This is a genomic window from Nocardioides sp. Z38_18 (assembly GCF_058215695.1).
Window position 1 is genome coordinate 753,129 of record NZ_JBZAJE010000002.1, and the last position, 17,010, is coordinate 770,138.

Consider the following 17,010-nt stretch of genomic DNA (forward strand, 5'->3'; position numbering starts at 1 on the left):
GCCGTGCCGGTCACGTGTTCCGCTCCCCTACCGCTGCCGGATCAGGCGCGTCGCCGTACCTGCGCCAGCGCGGCGCCGCCGGCCGCCAGGCCGAGTGCACCCAGCACCAGCCCGATGGCGCCCAGCGTGGTGCCCGAACCGCCGTCCTCACCGCCGCCGGTCTCGGCCGAGGTGTTCTGGGTCTCGGCCGCGGCAGCCTCCTCGGACCGCTGCGCCTGGGTGTCACTGGCGGCACTGTCGTGACCGTCGCCCTCGGCTTCGGTGATCTCGAACGCCGGCGCCGGGTGCGCGAACTCCTCGCCGTCCTGCCCCTGGGCGGGCACCTCGGTCCAGGCGGTCGCACCCTTCACGCAGGTCTGGATCGCCGGGAAGCTGATCGTCTCGCCGGCCTTCTCGGGCAGCTGCAGGGAGAGCTCGAAGGCATCTCGCTGACCGTCGGGCAGCGGCGTCTTGGCGGTGTACTCGACGCTGGCCACCCGCTCGGTCACCTCGTTGCCGTGGGAGTCCTTCACCGGGGTGGCGAGCTTCTCGATCTTCTTGGCGACGTCGTAGTAGGCGTTGCGGGTCGGGGTGATCGCGAGGATGTCTTCGGGGATCTGGATCGCCACCTGGGTGGTGGGCGACCCGTCGCAGCCGTGCGGGACGCCGAGGGTGAGCACGGTGTACGAGCCGGCCGCCGTCCCCTCGGGTGTGACGGTGATGTGGGCGCTGGCCGGGGCTGCCAGCGAGAGGGTCAACAGGCCGGCGGCCGCGGGAGCGGCGAGCAGGCGTGCAGCAGTGCGTGTCCTCATGGGTGTCCTTCTGGTTCAAGGTGGGGAGAGGGTGCGCGTGCGGATGCCCCCGCGACGACGCACGGGTGTGGGTTCAGTGCGGACGTGTGTGAGCTCAGAGCTGATTTTCGGCCTGTTGACCTCAGTGAGCCCACACACGTTCGACGCTTCTTCAGGGCTTGCGCGGGGAGACCGTCATGATGCCGATGCACATCTCGTCGCCGGTGCCGTCGCCCCACACCACGTAGCGCGGCGGCGCCTTGCTCAGCTGCGGCACCTGTTTGCGCAGCCCCACGTCGTGCGTGCACGTCACCCGCAGCGTGTCCCCCGGATCGACCTCCACCGGCGACGGCAGCTTCACCATCCGCTGGTTGTCGAAGTCGAACTGCGGCACGTCCAGCAGGACCTTGGCCTTCGGCGTGCCCGGGTTCAGTTCGACCTTCATGGACCGCCCGAGCATGTGCATGTGACCGAAACCGGCGAACACCGTCACCGGCTCCTCCACCTCGTGGTCGCAGGACTGGGTGTCACCGGGCTTCGGCACGCCGCCCTCGCTGCACTCCTCCACCTGCTCGTCCGCGAATTCGCCGACCTCCGGCCCGAACCGCTTCGTCACGTCCGCGATCGAGGCCGCCCGGTCACAGAGCGGACCCGCCTCGTCGGCGGCACAGGGCAGGTCGGTCGGCGCGTCGAGCGACCACGTCTCGAGCTCCCGGGTCTGCGGCGTGCCGTCCTTCAGCCGCAGCCGCACCGCCGAGCGGTCCGACCCGCCCGCCTTGCCGTCGGTCGCGAGCAGGTTGTAGTGCATCTGGAAGACGATCAGGCTGCCCGGCTCCAGCTTGAAGCCGGCGTCCTGGTCGAGCAGCGTCTCCGTGGCGCCCGGCGCCCAGGTGTCCACCCACGCCGCGCCCGGGTCGGCGCCCTCGTCGTCGTCCTCCACGTCGGCACCCTTCACACCGGTCCCGCCGAAACACTGCCAGCCGAGGCCGGGAGTCTTCGCGTCCTGCTCGCGCACCGCGGCAGCGTCGCCCGGCGGCACCGCGTAGACGATGCCGTGGTGCGCGATGTCGACGTTCTCCGGCATGACCTGGGTCCCGGTCAGGAACGCCTCCTTGGTCAGGCCCGGATCGAGCACCTGGCACCGGTACTCGTCCACGGCGCCCTCCGGCGGCGCGGGCGTGTAGGCCTCGGCCATCTTCAGGTCGACGAACCGCTCGCCGGCGCGCAGCGGCTGCGGTGGAGCCGACGACGCGCCCGCGTGTGCGCTGTGCGAGCCGGCCGCGGAGGGCTCCGCGCTGTTGTCGGCGTCCGCACCACAGGCGGCGACAGCGAACGCCATCGCCATCGCCATCGTGGCCGCCCCGAACTTCCATAAAGAACCTGACGGCGCTGGCTTGACTGCCATTACGAGCCTCCTATGCGGGTTACATCGCTTGTCTGAGGCCTTCGTCCTACCGAGCGAAACTTAGACACCTGTTAGAGCGACGATCTCGAGCGGCAGTAGGTGCCCCTGGGCGGTCACGTCGGTGCACATCCGTCGGTGAGCGCCGTGACCGGCGCGGAGGATCTACTGTCAGGCCGCCGGGTGCGATGCTGGTCGTCTGGTCCTCCCCCTGCTCATCAGCCGACGGTCGTAGGTCTCCGGATGATCGCGGTCCTCAGCGACGCTAATGCTGGCCTCAGGTTGACCGGGGACGATGAGCGGCAAAGCATCGACTGGAAGGGGGCGGGCCGGCGTGCGGATCATGATCGCGGACGATGACGCGGCCATCCGTGAGTCGCTGGAGCGGGTGCTCCAGGTCGAGGGTTACGACACCAGCACCGTCGCCAACGGCCTCGCCGTGCTCGAGGAGGTCGGTGGGGCCGGCGGTGACACGCTGGATCTGCTGATCCTCGACGTGATGATGCCCCGCCTCGGCGGGTTGGAGACCTGCCGGCGGTTGCGGGCCGCGGATCGGGATCTGCCGGTGCTGATGCTGACCGCCCGTGACCAGGTCTCCGACCGGGTCGCGGGGCTCGACGCGGGCGCCGACGACTACCTGCCCAAGCCGTTCGCCACCGAGGAGCTGCTGGCCCGAGTGCGGGCCCTGCTGCGCCGGCGCACGCCGACGGACGAGGAGTCGCAGATCCTGTCGTTCGCCGACCTCCGGCTCGATCCCGACAGGTTCGAGGCGTGGCGGGGCGAGCGACCGCTGCGCCTCACCCGGACCGAGTTCTCCCTCCTGGAGGTCCTCATGGGCAACGCGACCCGGGTCTTGACCCGCGACGTGCTGTTCGAGGCGATCTGGGGCTTCGACATGAGCGCCACCGCCAACAACCTCCAGGTGTACGTGAGCTACCTGCGCCGCAAGATGGAGGCCGGGGGTGAGCCGCGATTGATCTACACGCTGCGCGGCCTGGGGTACACGTTGCGGGAGACTCCTCCGTGAGCAGGCCCACCCGCCGGGAACCGCGCCGGCTGACCCGATGGTGGCGCCGGCGGTCCCTGCGAACCAGGCTGACGGTAATCGCGGCGACGGCCATCGCGGTCAGCGTGTTCGTGGCCTTCCAGCTGGCCAGCGAGCTGCTGGACTGGGAGCTACAGGACACCGCCGAGGATCAGCTACGCGCCGAGTCCCGCGTCCTGGCGAGGAACGCGGAGCGCGCCGGTCTGAGGCAGGTGCAGCTACCACCGTATCCCGGATCCGGTCCGCTGGTGCGGGTCATCCTGCCCGACGGCTCGACCCGGACCCCGGCCGGCCAACCCGCGCTGCCCCGGGTCAGCGAGCGCGCCGCGCGCGTGGCGCAGGGCGCGTCGGCCGACCTGATGGAGTCGAAGGACAGCGAAGAGGGGTACTTCATCTACACGCTGCGGGCGGACGGCGGCGCGGTCCAGGTGGCCCGCGCCGCCGACGACAGCCCGGTCAACCAGTTCGGGTTCGGCATGCTGCTGATCGGGCTGCTCTGCGTGGTCGGCGGCGCCCTTGTCGGGCGGACCGTGGCGCGGACCGGGCTGGCACCGATCGACCGGTTGACCGCCGCCGCGGTACGTGTCGCGCACACCCAGGATCTCGACGCCGACATCCCGGATGAGGGCGGTGGGGAGATCCGGCGGCTGATCCAGTCGATCAACGACATGCTCGCCGCGCTCCGGGACTCCCGTCGGGCCCAGCGGCTGCTCGCCGAGGACGCCGCCCACGAGCTCAAGACCCCGCTCACCAGCCTGCGTCTCAACGTCGAGCTGCTGATCCGGCTCGATCGGCGCGGCACCCTGGACAGCGCACTGCCGGCGGAGAGCCGGACCCGGCTGCTCAACGACCTCGGCGCCCAGGTGGCCGAGCTGAGCACCCTTGCCGCCGAGCTGACCGACCTGGCGCGTGGTGACGTCAGCGACGAGAGCGCCGAGCTGCTCGACCTCGCCGACGTGGTGGTGGCCGCCGCGACCCGGGCGCGTTCCCGCGTGCCCGACATCGAGATCGCGCTCGACGTGACCTCCGTGTGGGTGAGCGGGCGTCCCGCTGCGCTCCAGCGGGCGGTGCTCAACCTCATCGACAACGCCGGCAAGTGGTCCCCCGCGGACCAGCCGGTCCAGGTCCGGCTCCGTGCCGAGGGCGCGTCGGCAGTGCTCGAGGTCGACGACGCCGGGCCGGGCATCGACGCCGACGACGTACCGCGGGTGTTCGACCGGTTCTACCGTGCCGACAGCGCCCGGGCGTTGCCGGGATCCGGTCTGGGGCTCTCGATCGTGCAACGGGTCGTCGACGCCCACGGCGGCCGGGCCACCGTCGCCCGCTCCGCACGCGGTGGCGCGCTGCTTCGGGTCGACCTTCCGGCCGCGGCAGACGATGGAGATCGTCGAGGAGCAACGCGAGATCGTCCGCGCTGAGACCGCCTCGTCCTCCGCCACTCCCGGTGAGTGGTTCGACCAACCAGCCTGAGCGTCGCTCTAACAGTTACCTCAGATTCGCTCGGTAGGAAGTCGGCGTCAGATAGGCGATGTAACCCGTATGTAGGAGGCTAGTGATGGCAGTCAACGCAGCGCCGTCCATGGAAGCGCCGTCCGGTCGGTTGGCCGGTCGGTGGGTGCCGTGGTCAGTGATTGGCTCGTGGGTGGTGCTCTCATGGAGCTAGGTGGACTACCCCTACACCCCCTCGTCGTGCACGCCGCCGTCGTGTTCACACCGCTGGCGGCGACCCTGGCGGTTGTTTTCGCCGTCGTGCCACGGTGGCGGTGGCTGACCCGATGGCCCGCCGGGCTCGCGGCGCTGACTGCGCTCGGGGCGGTGCTGCTGGCCAAGTTCTCCGGGAGGAGCCTTCTGGAGCAGCGTCCGGAGCTCGCGCCGCTGGTGAAGGTTCACGAGGAGCGAGGCGACCTGTTGGCCTGGTTCGCGATCGGGTTCTTTTTGATCGTGGCCGCCGCGGTCTTGATGTTGGGCAGCACCTCGCCGCTCCCGAGCGGTCGCGGGATCAGGGCCTCCGCGGCGCCCTGGGCTGACAGGCTGCTTCCGGTGCTCGTCGTGGTCTCCGCGCTGGCGGTCGTCGCAGTAGTCGTGCTGACTGGGGACGCCGGAGCCCGAGCTGTCTGGGAACGGTGACCTGCGGTTGCCTGAGGGCCGGTGACAGGAGTCGAACCCGCGACATCCTCATTACAAGTGAGGCGCTCTACCAACTGAGCTACACCGGCCTACGGCCTCCCACGCTGTGGGCGACCGAGCCGCCATCGTAGGCGACGGCCCCGGGCGGTCAGTCCTCGATCCACCCCACCGTCGAGGTCGCGGGCGATCCGCCGACCTCCTGGCCGGTGACGATCTCCCGGATCCGCTCCAGCGGGAGCTTCGGGGTGCCGTCGGCGTACAGCAGGCCGTTGGTCTCCTGCCCGGTGTCCAGGTACTGCGTGTAGCAGAACCCCTGCACCTCGCGGCAGGATCGCAGCGCCTCGAACTGGGCGAGCAGCATCTCGTCGTACTCCTCCTCCGAGGCCGCGTTGCTGTAGCCCCAGGCGTCCGCCTGCTGCTCGCGCAGGTGGTCGGCGACCAGCGAGATCCCGCCGAACTCGGTGATCATCAGCGGGGTCTCCCCTGCCAGGAACGCGCGTTCCTGGGCCCCGCTCGCCAGGGGCCGGCGCCCGTGCGGGGTGCGCGCCTCGAGGACGACCTCGGCGACCGCCTCCCTGCTCGCGTAGCGCTGCCGCAGCTCCTCGGGGTCGCTGTAGTCGTGCAGGCCGAGGATGTCGCTGGCCACGTGCTCCCAGCCCTCGTTGGACAGCACCGGCCGGCTCGGGTCCAGGGCCCGCGTGACCTCGGCCAGCGCGCGGGCATAGCTCTGCTGCGCCGGGTCGGAGGCGATGTCCTGGACGCCCCAGCTCTCGTTCACCGGCACCCACACCACCACCGAGGGATGCGAGCGGTCCCGTCTCACCAGGTCCATCCACGTCGGGACGTACGACGCCACCGCGGCGGGCGAGAACCCGTACGCCGCTGCCGCCTCCCCCCACACCAGCAGCCCGAGCCGGTCGGCCCAGTGCAGCCACCGGGGGTCCTCGGCCTTCTGGTGGAGCCGGGCCCCGTTGAAGCCCATCTCCTTGATGGTCTCGACCTCGGCGCGCAGCTCCTCGCTGCCGTGCGAGGCCAGGTGCGTCTGCGGCCGGTAGCCCTGGTTGAGGACCGAGCGCAGGTGGTAGGGCTGGTCGTTGAGCCGGAAGGCGCCGTCGGCCACCGCGACCGAGCGCAGGCCGGTGTAGCCGGCCACGGTGTCCAGCACTCGTCCCGAGGCCTGGTCGCGGACCACGACCTCCACGTCGAGGAGCGTCGGGTGCTCCGGCGCCCACAGCAGCCGCGCCCGGTCCTGCCCGTTGCGCAGGGCGTCGATCAGCACGTCCATGCCGACGACCCGGTCCCGCGCCAGGGTCGACTGCGCGGCCAGCACCTCCTCGCCGAGCCGGACCGTCACCTCGACCACGGTGTCGGCCTCGGGTCGCTGCGCGAGCCGCACCTCCCCGCGCAGCCCGGAGGTGATCTCAGGGGTCCAGGCCACCTCGACGACGTGCTGGTCCGGGACGCACTCGGCCCAGACCGGCTGCCAGATGCCGGTCGTCCGCTCGTACCAGATGCCGCGGGTGCGTTCGCGCCAGTCCTGCTTGCCCCGGGGCTGGTCGGGGTCGGTCGGGTCGTCCTCGGCGCGTACGACGAGCACGTGCTCCTCGCACCCGGGGACCAGCGCATCGGTGAGGTCCGCGGTGAACGGGGTCTGCCCGCCCTCGTGCACGGCGACGAGCTGCCCGTCGCACCACACGCGGGCCAGGTGGTCCACGGCTCCGAGGTGGAGCAGCACGCGATTGCCCGCCGCGCCATCGGGGGCGAGCTCCTCGAGCCGCACCGAGCGCCGGTACCAGACCACGGGGTGGAACTCCCGGCGACCGATCCCCGAGGCGGGCGACTCCGGCGGGAACGGCACCTCGATGGTCCCGGGGAAGGGTGCATCGAGGTCCGGGTCGAACCAGTGGGCGCCGAGACCGGCATCCTCGTCGTCGTACGCGAAGTCCCAGGTGCCGTCGAGGCTCAGCCACTGCTCGCGGCACATCAAGGGGCGGGGATAGCTGCCGTCCTGCGTCGTCGCTCTCACGCGATGTCCCTTCGTCGTGGCGGCTGCGTCCGCGGCTTGCCGATCCTTGCCGCTCGGCAGGGTGTGTGCCACAGTCCGATGTAACGCACGTCACACCATGTCGGGACGGAGTCAACGTGTCCAGAGGTCTGTCACGTCGACAACTGCTCAGAGCCGGGGGCGGGCTGGCCGTGGCCGGGCTCGCGTCCGGGTGCTCCTCCCCGATCGCCACCAGCCTCTTCGGGACCCAGCCGGCGACCGCCGACGTCATCTACTGGCACCTCTTCGGCGGTGGCGACGGCGAGAACATGACCAAGATGGTCACCGACTTCGAGAAGTCGAGCGGCACCTCGGTGGAGTCGACGCTGCTGTCCTGGGGCAACCCGTACTACACGAAGCTCGCGCTCGCCGCCTCCAGTGGGCGGCCTCCCGACGTCGCGGTCGCGCACCTGTCCCGGCTGCCGCTGCTGGCCCAGGCCGGCCTGCTGGAGACCGTCGACGACGCGGGACTGACCGACGTCGGCATCACCGAGGACAAGTTCACTCCCGCGGCCTGGAAGAAGGCCACGGTGTCCGGGGCGACGTACGCCGTCCCGCTCGACACGCACCCGTTCGTGATGTTCTACAACGTCGACCTCGCCCGCAAGGCCGGGCTGCTCGGCGAGGGCGACAAGCTGAAGGCGATCTCGGGCAGCAAGGAGTTCGTGGACGCGCTCACCGCGATGAAGGAGGCGGGTGCTCGGTACGGCGCGATCAGCTCCAACACCGGCGACCCGTCGACGACCTGGCGGTTCTTCCTGATGCTGTACTCCGGCCTCAACCGGGATCCGATCGTCTCCGACGCCGGCACCCGGATCACCCTGGACGAGGACGCAGCGCAGGAGGCGTTCGGGTTCATGCAGACCCTGACCGGTGAGCGGGAGCTGATGCCGGGGAGCGCCACGATCACCACCACCTCCACCCTGTTCGGGCAGGGCCAGGCCGGTTTCCTCTTCGACGGTGTCTGGCAGATCCCGACGTACTCCGGGGTCAAGCTCGAGTCGGGGGAGCCGCTCGCGTTCAACGTGGTGCCGTTCCCGGCGATTCTCGGCGACGAGGCCGTCTCGTACGCCGACTCGCACGCGCTGGTCATCCCACAGAACCCCGAGCGCTCGGCGCGGCGCTCGCAGGACGCCGCCGAGTTCGTCAAGGCGCTGCTCGAGAGTGGCGACACCTGGGCCGGTGGTGGTCACGTGCCGGCCTGGCTCCCGAGCCAGGAGAGCGCCGCGTTCCGCGAGATGGAGCCGCAGAGCAACTACGTGCAGGCCGCCTTCGAGGCGGTCTACGACCCCGCAGGCTGGTACACCGGCGCCGGATCGGACTTCCAGACCGTGATGGGCGGGGTGATCTCCGGCGTCCTCGCCGGGCGCACCAGTCCCCGGGCAGCGGTGCGGAACATGCGCGATGGCCTGCGCACCTTCTCCACAGCCATCCCCCCGGTCCGATGAGCACGGTCCGATGAGCACGGTCCGATGAGCACGGTCCGATGAGCGAAGGAGCGTCATGACCACCACCGCCATCGGTCGCGCGATCCCCGTGTCCGAGGACACCGAGACCACACCGGCCCGCGAGTCGCGCAGTGCCGACAACCGCGCAGGCTGGCTGTTCGCCGCGCCGTTCCTGGTGCTCTACGCGCTCTTCCTGATCGGCCCGGTCGTGATCGGGCTGGTGGTCAGCTTCTTCAACACCGCGACGGTGGCCCCCGGGCTCGGGGACTGGGTGGGAACCCAGAACTACGCCGATGTGCTCACCAGCAGCGACTTCTGGGCCTCGATGTGGCACTCCGCACTGTTCACGCTGCTGACCACGCCGATCCTGGTGCTGCTGCCGCTGGTGTTCGCGATCCTGGCGTCTCGGATGGTCAGCCAGCAGTGGTTCTTCCGACTGGCGTTCTTCGCGCCGTACGTCGTGCCGTCGGCGATCGTCTGCCTGATCTTCGCTTTCATGTACACCCCCGAGACCGGCCTGATCAGCAACGCGTTCGGCTGGTTCGGCCTCACCGCGCCGGACTTCCTCGGCACCGAGTCCGGCGGCTGGTTCGCGGTGGTGCTGCTGACCGTGTGGTGGACGTTCGGCTTCAACTTCATCCTCTACACCGCCGCCCTCCAGGACATCCCCGAGGAGGTCTACGAGGCGGCCACGCTGGACGGCGCCTCTCCCCTGCAGCAGATCTGGCACATCGTCGTGCCGCTGCTGCGTCCCACGATCAGCCTGGTGCTGATCCTCCAGGTGCTGGCCTCGTTGAAGGTGTTCGACCAGATCTACCTGCTGCTCCGGGGTGGCCCCGACCAGGCCACCCGGCCGGCGATCCAGTACATCTTCGACACCGGGTTCACCTCCTACCGGGGCGGGTACGCCGCGGCCGCCACGATGGTCTACTTCCTGACGCTGGTGATCGTGGCCGCGACGTGGGCGTTGCTGCGCCGGCGACGGGAGGCCCGCGCATGAGCGGCGGAGCGCACACCCTGCGGGGCAGCTCGGCCGAGTCGAGCAGCCGGGCCTTCAACCGGCTCGCGGCGACCTGCGTGGTGCTGTTCGCGCTGATCTGGCTGGTGCCGTTCGCGTGGGCGGTGATCACCTCCCTGCGTCCCAACGACGAGATCACCGCCGAACCGGTGAACTTCTGGGGAAGCAGCTGGACCCTCGACGCCTACAGCAACGCGTGGAGCAACAACCCGATCGGCTGGTGGTACGTCAACAGCTTCCTGATCTCCACGCTCGCTGCGATCTTCACGGTGCTGGTGTGCTCGATGATCGGGTTCGCGATGGCGCACCTGCAGTTCCGGGGCAAGTACGTCCTGATGGCCGTGATCCTCGCCGGGATCATGCTGCCGATGGAGGCGCTGGTGCTGCCGCAGTTCATGGAGTTCCGCGCCCTCGGCCTGCTCGGCACCTACTGGGCGCTGATCCTGCCCGCGGTGGCCGCTCCGGTGGCTGTGTTCATCTTCCACGCCTTCCTGCGCCAGGTCCCGACGTCACTGATCGAGGCGGCCCGGCTCGACGGTGCGGGCTGGTGGCGCATCTACCGCCAGATCTGCATGCCGCTGTGCCGTCCCGCGATCTCGGCGGTGGCCATCCTCACCTTCATCACCAGCTGGAACGCCTTCTTGTGGCCGCTCCTGGCGCTCACCCAGACCAAGTCCCAGACCATCCCGGTGGGCCTGAGCAGCCTGATCGGCGGCTCCACGATCCAGTACGCCGAGACGATGGCCTCCTCGGTGCTCGGCATCCTGCCGCTGTTCGCGGTCTTCCTGGTCCTTCAGCGGCAGATCGTCCAGGGCGTCGCGCAGACCGGGATCAAGTAGCCCCCTGGAGGTCCAGCTCCACGTAGTCGGCCACGACCAGGTCGCCCGTCGTACGCACGGTGACCGGCTGGATCCCGACCGGGCGGCCCTTGCTGTAGGTCACGAAGGTGAACTGGGCGTCGCGGCGCAGCTTGCTCCCGATCGCGATGGCGTACGCCGCCCCGCCGGTCGTCCCGTTGGTGTAGCTGTAGCCCGCCTTGCCGTTGCTGCCGACGACGCGGTCCGGGCCCACCTGCACGTGCAGGTGGCCGCCGAGGACCAGGTCGGTGCACCCGCGTTCGAGCGCGGTGGCGCCGAGCTTCGCGTCGTGGACCAGCAGGGTCGCGATCCGCTCGTCCTTCTCGTCGAGCTCGCACACGTCGTCGGCGATGCGCTCCCTGACCTCGGCGAAGCTGAGCCCGTTCTCGTCGCGCCAGTTGCCCAGGCCGCTCGAGCGCGGGTCGTCGACACCGGTGATCCGGACCCCGGCGAACGGCTCGACGGCCTCCCCGTCCAGGTGGGTCCAGCCGAGTGACTTCAGGTGTCGGTTCACGAAGGTGCCGTTGTCGTGGTTGCCCGCGATGGCGACCTTCGCGGAGTACCCCTCGAACGCCTTGTCGAGGGAGCCCAGGCTGAACTCCTCCCAGGGCTGGCCCGTCGACGTGTCGTCGCCGGCGTCCAGCACGACCGTGGCACCTGCCGCGTCCGCGGCCCGGCGGACCACCTCGTCCATCCCGATGTTGTCGTGACGGTCGCTGACCAGCACGGCGACGGTCTCGTCCTCGCTCGGCTGGCGCAGCTCGGTGGCGATCTGGTCGACGCGGTCGGCGACGGCCTCGTAGAACACCGTGCTCTTCTCGTAGGTGTCGAACAGGCTGCTCAGCAGCCGCCGGGTGCCCTGGGTGAGCAGCCCACCCTGGACCTGCCAGCTAGCCAGCTCGGAGGGCACGGTCACCTCGGGGACCGCCTGCTGCACCGGCATCCACACGGTGGCCTGGACCCGCTCGGGATCCTCGCGCCACGGCTGGGCGACCAGGACCACGACGAGCGCGCCGAGCACCACCACCGCGGACCCGGTCCGCCAGTCGCGGGACCAGCTCAGGCCGCGCAGCCGGTGCCACAGCTCACCCCTGCGACGGGCGCCGACCAGGAGCCACCCGGCGATCGGCACCACGGCGATCACCGCCGCCCGCAGGGCCGCGTCCCCGGCGAGGTCGAGTACGGCTTCCTGCACCCGGTCGATCTCCGCGCTGGGGCGAGCCGCGATCGCGGCATACCGCTGCGCGAGCTCGGGGGTGGTGGTCGCGGTGGTCTTCCCCATCTTCACCTGGACCCCGATCCGCTGACCCGCCGAGGTGCGCAGGTCGGGCAGGTAGGGACCCATGTCGAGGTGGACCTCCCCGTCGAAGGTCGGCCGCACCACCGCGTCGTGGCTGCCCAGCACGAGCTCGGTGCTGGAGCTGGCGAAGATCAGTGCCCAAGCGGGGACGGCCACCACCACCCAGGCCAACAGGTAGCCGACGAGCCGGACCACGCGTCGTCGCGGGGCCACTACTTCTGGTGAGCGGCGGCCCGTTCCTGGGCCACGGCGTAGAGGGCCACGCTCGCGGCGACGCCCGCGTTGAGCGACTCCAGCGAGCTGGCCATCGGGATCGAGACGAGCTGGTCGCAGGTCTCGGCCACGAGCCGGGAGAGCCCCTTGCCCTCGGAGCCGACCACGATCACCAGGGGGCCGGTCGCGAGGTCGAGGTCGGTCAGGGAGACGTCACCGTCGGCCGCGAGCCCGATCACCATGCAGCCGGCCTGCTGGTAGGCCTTCAGCTGCCGGGTCAGGTTGACCACCTGCGCCACCGGGACCCGTGCCGCTGCTCCGGCCGAGGTCTTCCAGGCGCTCGCGGTCATCCCTGCTGCCCGGCGCTCGGGGATCACCACGCCATGCGCGCCGAAGCCGGCGGCGGAGCGTACGACGGCGCCGAGGTTGCGCGGGTCGGTCACCGAGTCGAGCGCGACGATCAGCGGCGGCTCGTGGTTGGCGGCGGCCCGGTCGAGCAGCTCGGCCGGGTCGGCGTACTCGTAGGTGGGGATGCGGGCGGCCAGTCCCTGGTGCACCGCGCCGGCCGTCATCTTGTCGAGCTCGGCCTTGGGCACCTCGAGCAGGGAGATGCCCTTCTCGGCGGCGATCGAGAACACCTCGCGCAGGCGGCTGTCGCGCTCGGCCCCCTCGGCGACGTACACCGAGATCACGGGCAGCTCGGCGCGCAGCGCCTCCACGACCGAGTTCCGCCCCGCGATCCACTCGTGGTCCCCGGAGCCCTTGCCGGTCTTGACACCGGCCCGGCGCGGACGCCCGGTGGGTGCCTTGTCGTCCTTGACCGGCTTGACGTAGGTCTTGTGGTACGGCCGGTCCTTGGCCTTCGGCGTCGGTCCCTTGCCCTCCAGCCCGCGCCGCACCCGCCCTCCGGACCCGGCAGTGGGGTTCCCCTTGCCAGTCTTCTTGATGGCGCCCTTGCGCTTTGAGTTGCCTGGCACGTCAGTGTCCTTTTCGGTGGTCGAGCAGCGAGCGAAGCCTTGCGTCGAGCAGGGAGCGCCAGCGAGCGGTCAGTCGAGACGAGTGGTGGTCGAGCAGGGAGACCCGGGGCATCACAGGCTCCACTTCGGCCCCGTGGGGGTGTCCTCGATGGTCACGCCGGCCGCCTTGATCCGGTCCCGGATCGCGTCCGCGGTGGCGAAGTCCTTGTCGGCCCGGGCCTGTGCTCGTTGCTCGAGCATTCCCATGACCAAGGCGTCGACCACCGCCGTGAGGTCGTCGGAGCCCCCGCCGGCCCAGTGCTGGTGCCCCGGGTCGAGCCCGAGCACATCCAGCATGGCACGCACCTGGGCGGCGTACTCCTCCGCGGCGGCCTGGTCCCCCTCGCCGAGCGATCTGTTCCCCGCCCGGACCACGTCGTGGATCACCCCGACCGCGGCCGGAGTGCCGAGGTCGTCGTCCATCGCGGCGACGAAGGATTCGGGCAGGTCCCGCCTCGCGGAGGGGCCATCTCCCTGCAATTGCTGGGAAAAGTCAGTCTGATCGTTGATCGCACTGTCATTTGCCAGCAATTGCGTGGCGGCGGCCTCCGAGGAGCTGTCGACCCGCTCCAGGAATCCCTCGATCCGCTGGAACCCCGCGGCGGCCTCCTCGAGGGCCTCGAAGCTGAACTCCACGGTCGAGCGGTAGTGCGCGGCGACCATGTAGTAGCGCAGCTCGATGCCGCGGACGCGCTCGAGCACGTGCGGCACCAGCAGCGAGTTGCCCAGCGACTTGCTCATCTTCTCGCCGCTGGTGGTGATCCACGCGTTGTGCATCCAGTACGACGCGAACCGGTGGCCGGCCGCGCGGGACTGGGCCTGCTCGTTCTCGTGGTGGGGGAAGCGCAGGTCTACGCCGCCGCCGTGGATGTCGAAGGCCGGGCCGAGGTACTTGCCGGCCATCGCGGAGCACTCGATGTGCCAGCCGGGCCGGCCGCGTCCCCACGGGGAGGCCCAGGAGGCGGTCTCGGGCTCGGAGGCCTTGTGCCCCTTCCACAGGGCGAAGTCGCGCGGGTCCCGCTTGCCGCGGGGGTCGGCGTCGGGCGCCGCCTCCATCTCCTCGACGTTCTGCCGGGTCAGCTCGCCGTACGCCGGCCACGACTGCACGTCGAAGTAGACGTCCCCCGAGCCGTCCTCGGCGGCGTAGGCGTGACCCCGCTCGATCAGCCGCGCGATCAGCTCCAGCATCTCCGGGACGTGGCCGGTCGCGGCCGGCTCGTAGGTCGGCGGCAGCACGTGCAGCGCGTCGTAGGCCCGGTCGAGCTCGCGCTTCATGTCGTAGGCGAGGTTGTACCAGGGGCGGTCCTGCTCGGCCGCCTTGACCAGGATCTTGTCGTCGATGTCGGTGATGTTGCGGATGAACGTGACGGCGTACCCGCTCGCGCTCAGCCACCGGCGGAGCACGTCGAAGTTGACCGCCGACCGGACGTGCCCGACGTGGGGTTCGGACTGCACCGTCAGCCCGCAGACGTAGATCCCGACCGAGCCGTCCTCGAGCGGGACGAAGTCGCGGACTGCGCGGGCGGCGGTGTCGTAGATACGGAGGGGCACCGGGCAATCCTAGAGGCCGCACGGGCTGCCCACGGACGGCGGTGAACAGGGCGATACCCGACGCCGGGCTTCCGCAAAATGTGACAAAACCTTACCGATGTGACTGGAGAGCATTATCGTGGTTGTCGTGACTTCCAAGATCTCCGCCTCCTTGCGGCTCCGATCCGCAGCGGTCGCCGCCGTGAGCCTGGCGCTCGCGGGCACCCTGCTGGGCGAGCCGGCGAGCGAGGCCGGGACCCTCGACCAGGCTCGCCTGGTCGCGAGCGGGACTGCTGCCCAGCACCGGTTCAGCATGTTCACCACCGACGCCCAGTTCCGGTCCGGCACCAACGAGGGCGTCCGGGTCGCGAACGGCGCGGTCAGCATGGGCAAGCCCCGCGGCAAGGTGAGATACGCCGGCAAGCGCTGGGCGTGGTCGCGGTGGACCTCCCCGCTGATCAACCCGGGCCACCCGTTCACCGAGGTGGTGCCGACCTGGAACATCGTCACCCCGGCCAAGACCCTCGTCCTCGTCCAGGCCCGCGCCCGCAACTCCGCCGGCCGGTTCAGCACGTGGAAGACGATGGCCTACTGGAGCACCCGCGACGCAGGCCTGCGCCGCACCAGCGCCGGCGCCCAGAAGGACCCGGTGGCCCGCGTCAGCACCGACACCCTGCTCTCCAGCGCGGGGAACCTCACCGCCTACCAGCTTCGGGTCGCCCTCCTCAAGCGACCCGCCAGCACCGCGACCCCGTCGGTGCGATCCCTCCAGGCAGTAGCCAGCCGGCCCGCCGCCGCCCTCCCGGCGACGAGCCGGCGGCTACTGCCCCCCAAGACCCTCAACGTGCCGCGCTACTCCCAGATGACCCACCGCGGCCAGTACCCGAAGTACGGCGGCGGCGGCCAGGCCTGGTGCTCGCCGACCTCGGTGTCGATGCTGCTGGGCTACTACCGCCGGCTGCCGTCCGCGGCGAACTACTCCTGGGTGAACAAGAAGTACGCCGACCCGTGGGTCGACCACGTCGCCCGGGTCGTCTACGACTACGGCTACCGCGGCGCGGGCAACTGGGCGTTCAACACCGCCTACGCCGCCAACCTCACCGGGGACGCCTTCGTCACCAGGCTCGGCGACCTGCGCGAGGCCGAGCGGTTCATCGCCGCCGGGATCCCGCTGGCAGCCTCGATCACGTTCTCCCGCGGCCAGCTCAGCGGCGCCCCGATCAGCGCCACGGCCGGTCACCTCGTCGTGATCGCCGGCTTCACCAGCAACGGGGACGTGGTGGTCAACGACCCCGCGGCCCCGACGAACGCCAGCGTCCGCAGGGTCTACAACCGCGGCCAGTTCGAGAAGGCCTGGCTGCGCAAGTCCAACGGCACCGTCTACGTCGTCCGCGACGCCGCCCACCCGCTGCCGGCCCGGGCCGCCAACCGCAACTGGTGACCGCAGGGGCTCGGGTGCCGCTCAGGCCCCGTATCCCCCGTCCACGTCCACCTTCTGGCCGCTGATGAACGCGGCCCGGTAGGAGGCCAGGAAGCACACCACCTCGGCGACGTCGTGCGCGAGCCCGAACCGGCGCAGCGGGATGTTGGCACGTGCCGCGTCCAGGGCACGTTCGTCCAGGTCGCCGTCGGCGATCAGCCGCTCGGCCATCCCGTCGGTGAGCATGCCCGGGCCGACGCAGTTCGCGCGTACGCCGAAGCGCCCCTCCTCCACCGCGAGGGCCCGCACCAGTGCCTCGACCGCGGCCTTGGGCGCCGAGGAGAGCCCGTCGCGCACGGGGAACCGCGTCGTGGCCGCAGTGGTCACGGCGACGATGCTCCCCTGGCTCTCGCGCAGGTGCGGCAGGGCCGCGGAGACCACGTTGAAGAACGAGCCGGCGTCGAGCCGGAGCTGCTCGGCCAGGTCACCGGGCTCCACCTTGCTCAGGTGGACCATCGGGACGTGCGGGCCCGCGGCGTGCACCAGAGTGTGCAGGGCGCCGTGGTGCTCCACCGCCTCCTCGACGACGCGCGCGCAGGCTGAGGCGTCGGTGGCGTCGAGCTGGTGGAGGGTGACCCGGACGCCGTACGACGCGAGCTCCTCGGCCAGGCGCTGCGCCGCCTCTTCACCGGAGCGCCAGGTCAGCGCAACGTCGCTGGACCGCTGCGCCAGCAGCCGTACGACGGCGCGACCGATTCCCCCACTGCCCCCCACCACGAGGGCCGCACCGGCGGCCTCGGCGAAGTCGTCCATGGGTCAA

Annotated in this window: 14 protein-coding genes and 1 tRNA gene; 7 read left to right on the forward strand and 8 right to left on the reverse strand. The window is 70.7% G+C overall.

Annotation, left to right across the window (positions count from 1 at the left end; all coding sequences use genetic code 11):
- Positions 1-41: 41 nt before the first annotated feature.
- Both AC4BGC_RS14790 and AC4BGC_RS14795 read right to left on the reverse strand, forming a co-directional pair.
- Complete coding sequence (locus tag AC4BGC_RS14790; protein WP_490556422.1) at positions 42-791, reverse strand: YcnI family copper-binding membrane protein; 750 nt, start codon at positions 789-791, stop codon at positions 42-44.
- A 151-nt stretch (positions 792-942) separates the two neighbouring features.
- Positions 943-2,175 carry a monooxygenase gene (locus tag AC4BGC_RS14795; protein ID WP_490556423.1) on the reverse strand — a complete coding sequence of 411 codons (1,233 nt, stop codon included), beginning with the start codon at positions 2,173-2,175 and terminating at the stop codon, positions 943-945.
- 340 nt (positions 2,176-2,515) lie between these two features.
- Between AC4BGC_RS14795 and AC4BGC_RS14800 the strand changes: the two genes are divergently transcribed.
- The 3 genes from AC4BGC_RS14800 to AC4BGC_RS14810 all read left to right on the forward strand — a co-directional run bounded on the left by AC4BGC_RS14800 (position 2,516) and on the right by AC4BGC_RS14810 (position 5,344).
- Positions 2,516-3,199: a response regulator transcription factor gene (locus tag AC4BGC_RS14800; protein ID WP_490556424.1), complete on the forward strand. Its 684-nt coding sequence runs from the start codon at positions 2,516-2,518 to the stop codon at positions 3,197-3,199.
- A complete protein-coding gene (locus tag AC4BGC_RS14805; RefSeq protein ID WP_490556425.1) occupies positions 3,196-4,635 on the forward strand; it encodes a HAMP domain-containing sensor histidine kinase in 1,440 nt (479 codons plus the stop codon). Before AC4BGC_RS14800 ends, AC4BGC_RS14805 begins: the two co-directional genes overlap by 4 nt.
- A gap of 235 nt (positions 4,636-4,870) precedes the next feature.
- Positions 4,871-5,344, forward strand: a complete 474-nt coding sequence (locus tag AC4BGC_RS14810) for a DUF2231 domain-containing protein (RefSeq protein WP_490557189.1) — start codon at positions 4,871-4,873, stop codon at positions 5,342-5,344.
- 16 nt (positions 5,345-5,360) lie between these two features.
- On the opposite strand, the gene AC4BGC_RS14815 is transcribed toward AC4BGC_RS14810, so the two are convergent.
- Positions 5,361-5,433, reverse strand: a tRNA-Thr gene (locus tag AC4BGC_RS14815).
- A gap of 59 nt (positions 5,434-5,492) precedes the next feature.
- Positions 5,493-7,370 (reverse strand): glycoside hydrolase family 2 protein, encoded by a 1,878-nt coding sequence (locus tag AC4BGC_RS14820; protein WP_490556426.1) that lies wholly within the window; start codon positions 7,368-7,370, stop codon positions 5,493-5,495.
- A gap of 116 nt (positions 7,371-7,486) precedes the next feature.
- Between AC4BGC_RS14820 and AC4BGC_RS14825 the strand changes: the two genes are divergently transcribed.
- The 3 genes from AC4BGC_RS14825 to AC4BGC_RS14835 are packed head-to-tail and all read left to right on the forward strand — an operon-like array spanning position 7,487 to position 10,693.
- Entirely contained in the window at positions 7,487-8,836 is a 1,350-nt protein-coding gene (locus AC4BGC_RS14825; protein ID WP_490556427.1) for an extracellular solute-binding protein, read from the forward strand.
- 55 nt (positions 8,837-8,891) lie between these two features.
- The gene (locus AC4BGC_RS14830) at positions 8,892-9,836 is read left to right on the forward strand and encodes a carbohydrate ABC transporter permease (protein ID WP_490556428.1); all 945 of its coding nucleotides are present in this window, start codon (positions 8,892-8,894) and stop codon (positions 9,834-9,836) included.
- Entirely contained in the window at positions 9,833-10,693 is an 861-nt protein-coding gene (locus AC4BGC_RS14835; RefSeq protein WP_490556429.1) for a carbohydrate ABC transporter permease, read from the forward strand. Before AC4BGC_RS14830 ends, AC4BGC_RS14835 begins: the two co-directional genes overlap by 4 nt.
- Here the strand turns inward: AC4BGC_RS14835 and AC4BGC_RS14840 are convergent.
- The 3 genes from AC4BGC_RS14840 to cysS form a co-directional block, all read right to left on the reverse strand.
- Entirely contained in the window at positions 10,686-12,224 is a 1,539-nt protein-coding gene (locus AC4BGC_RS14840; RefSeq protein WP_490556430.1) for a metallophosphoesterase family protein, read from the reverse strand. The two genes, AC4BGC_RS14835 and AC4BGC_RS14840, sit on opposite strands and share 8 nt — an antisense overlap.
- Entirely contained in the window at positions 12,224-13,201 is a 978-nt protein-coding gene (gene rlmB, locus AC4BGC_RS14845; RefSeq protein ID WP_490556431.1) for a 23S rRNA (guanosine(2251)-2'-O)-methyltransferase RlmB, read from the reverse strand. Before rlmB ends, AC4BGC_RS14840 begins: the two co-directional genes overlap by 1 nt.
- A gap of 111 nt (positions 13,202-13,312) precedes the next feature.
- On the reverse strand, positions 13,313-14,791 hold the full coding sequence (gene cysS / locus AC4BGC_RS14850; protein WP_490556432.1) for a cysteine--tRNA ligase: 1,479 nt from the start codon (positions 14,789-14,791) through the stop codon (positions 13,313-13,315).
- Between the two features lie 127 nt (positions 14,792-14,918).
- Between cysS and AC4BGC_RS14855 the strand changes: the two genes are divergently transcribed.
- Positions 14,919-16,211: a C39 family peptidase gene (locus AC4BGC_RS14855; RefSeq protein WP_490556433.1), complete on the forward strand. Its 1,293-nt coding sequence runs from the start codon at positions 14,919-14,921 to the stop codon at positions 16,209-16,211.
- 21 nt (positions 16,212-16,232) lie between these two features.
- Here AC4BGC_RS14855 and AC4BGC_RS14860 read toward each other — a convergent pair whose 3' ends face one another.
- Positions 16,233-17,003: an SDR family NAD(P)-dependent oxidoreductase gene (locus tag AC4BGC_RS14860; protein ID WP_490547648.1), complete on the reverse strand. Its 771-nt coding sequence runs from the start codon at positions 17,001-17,003 to the stop codon at positions 16,233-16,235.
- Positions 17,004-17,010 lie beyond the last annotated feature (7 nt).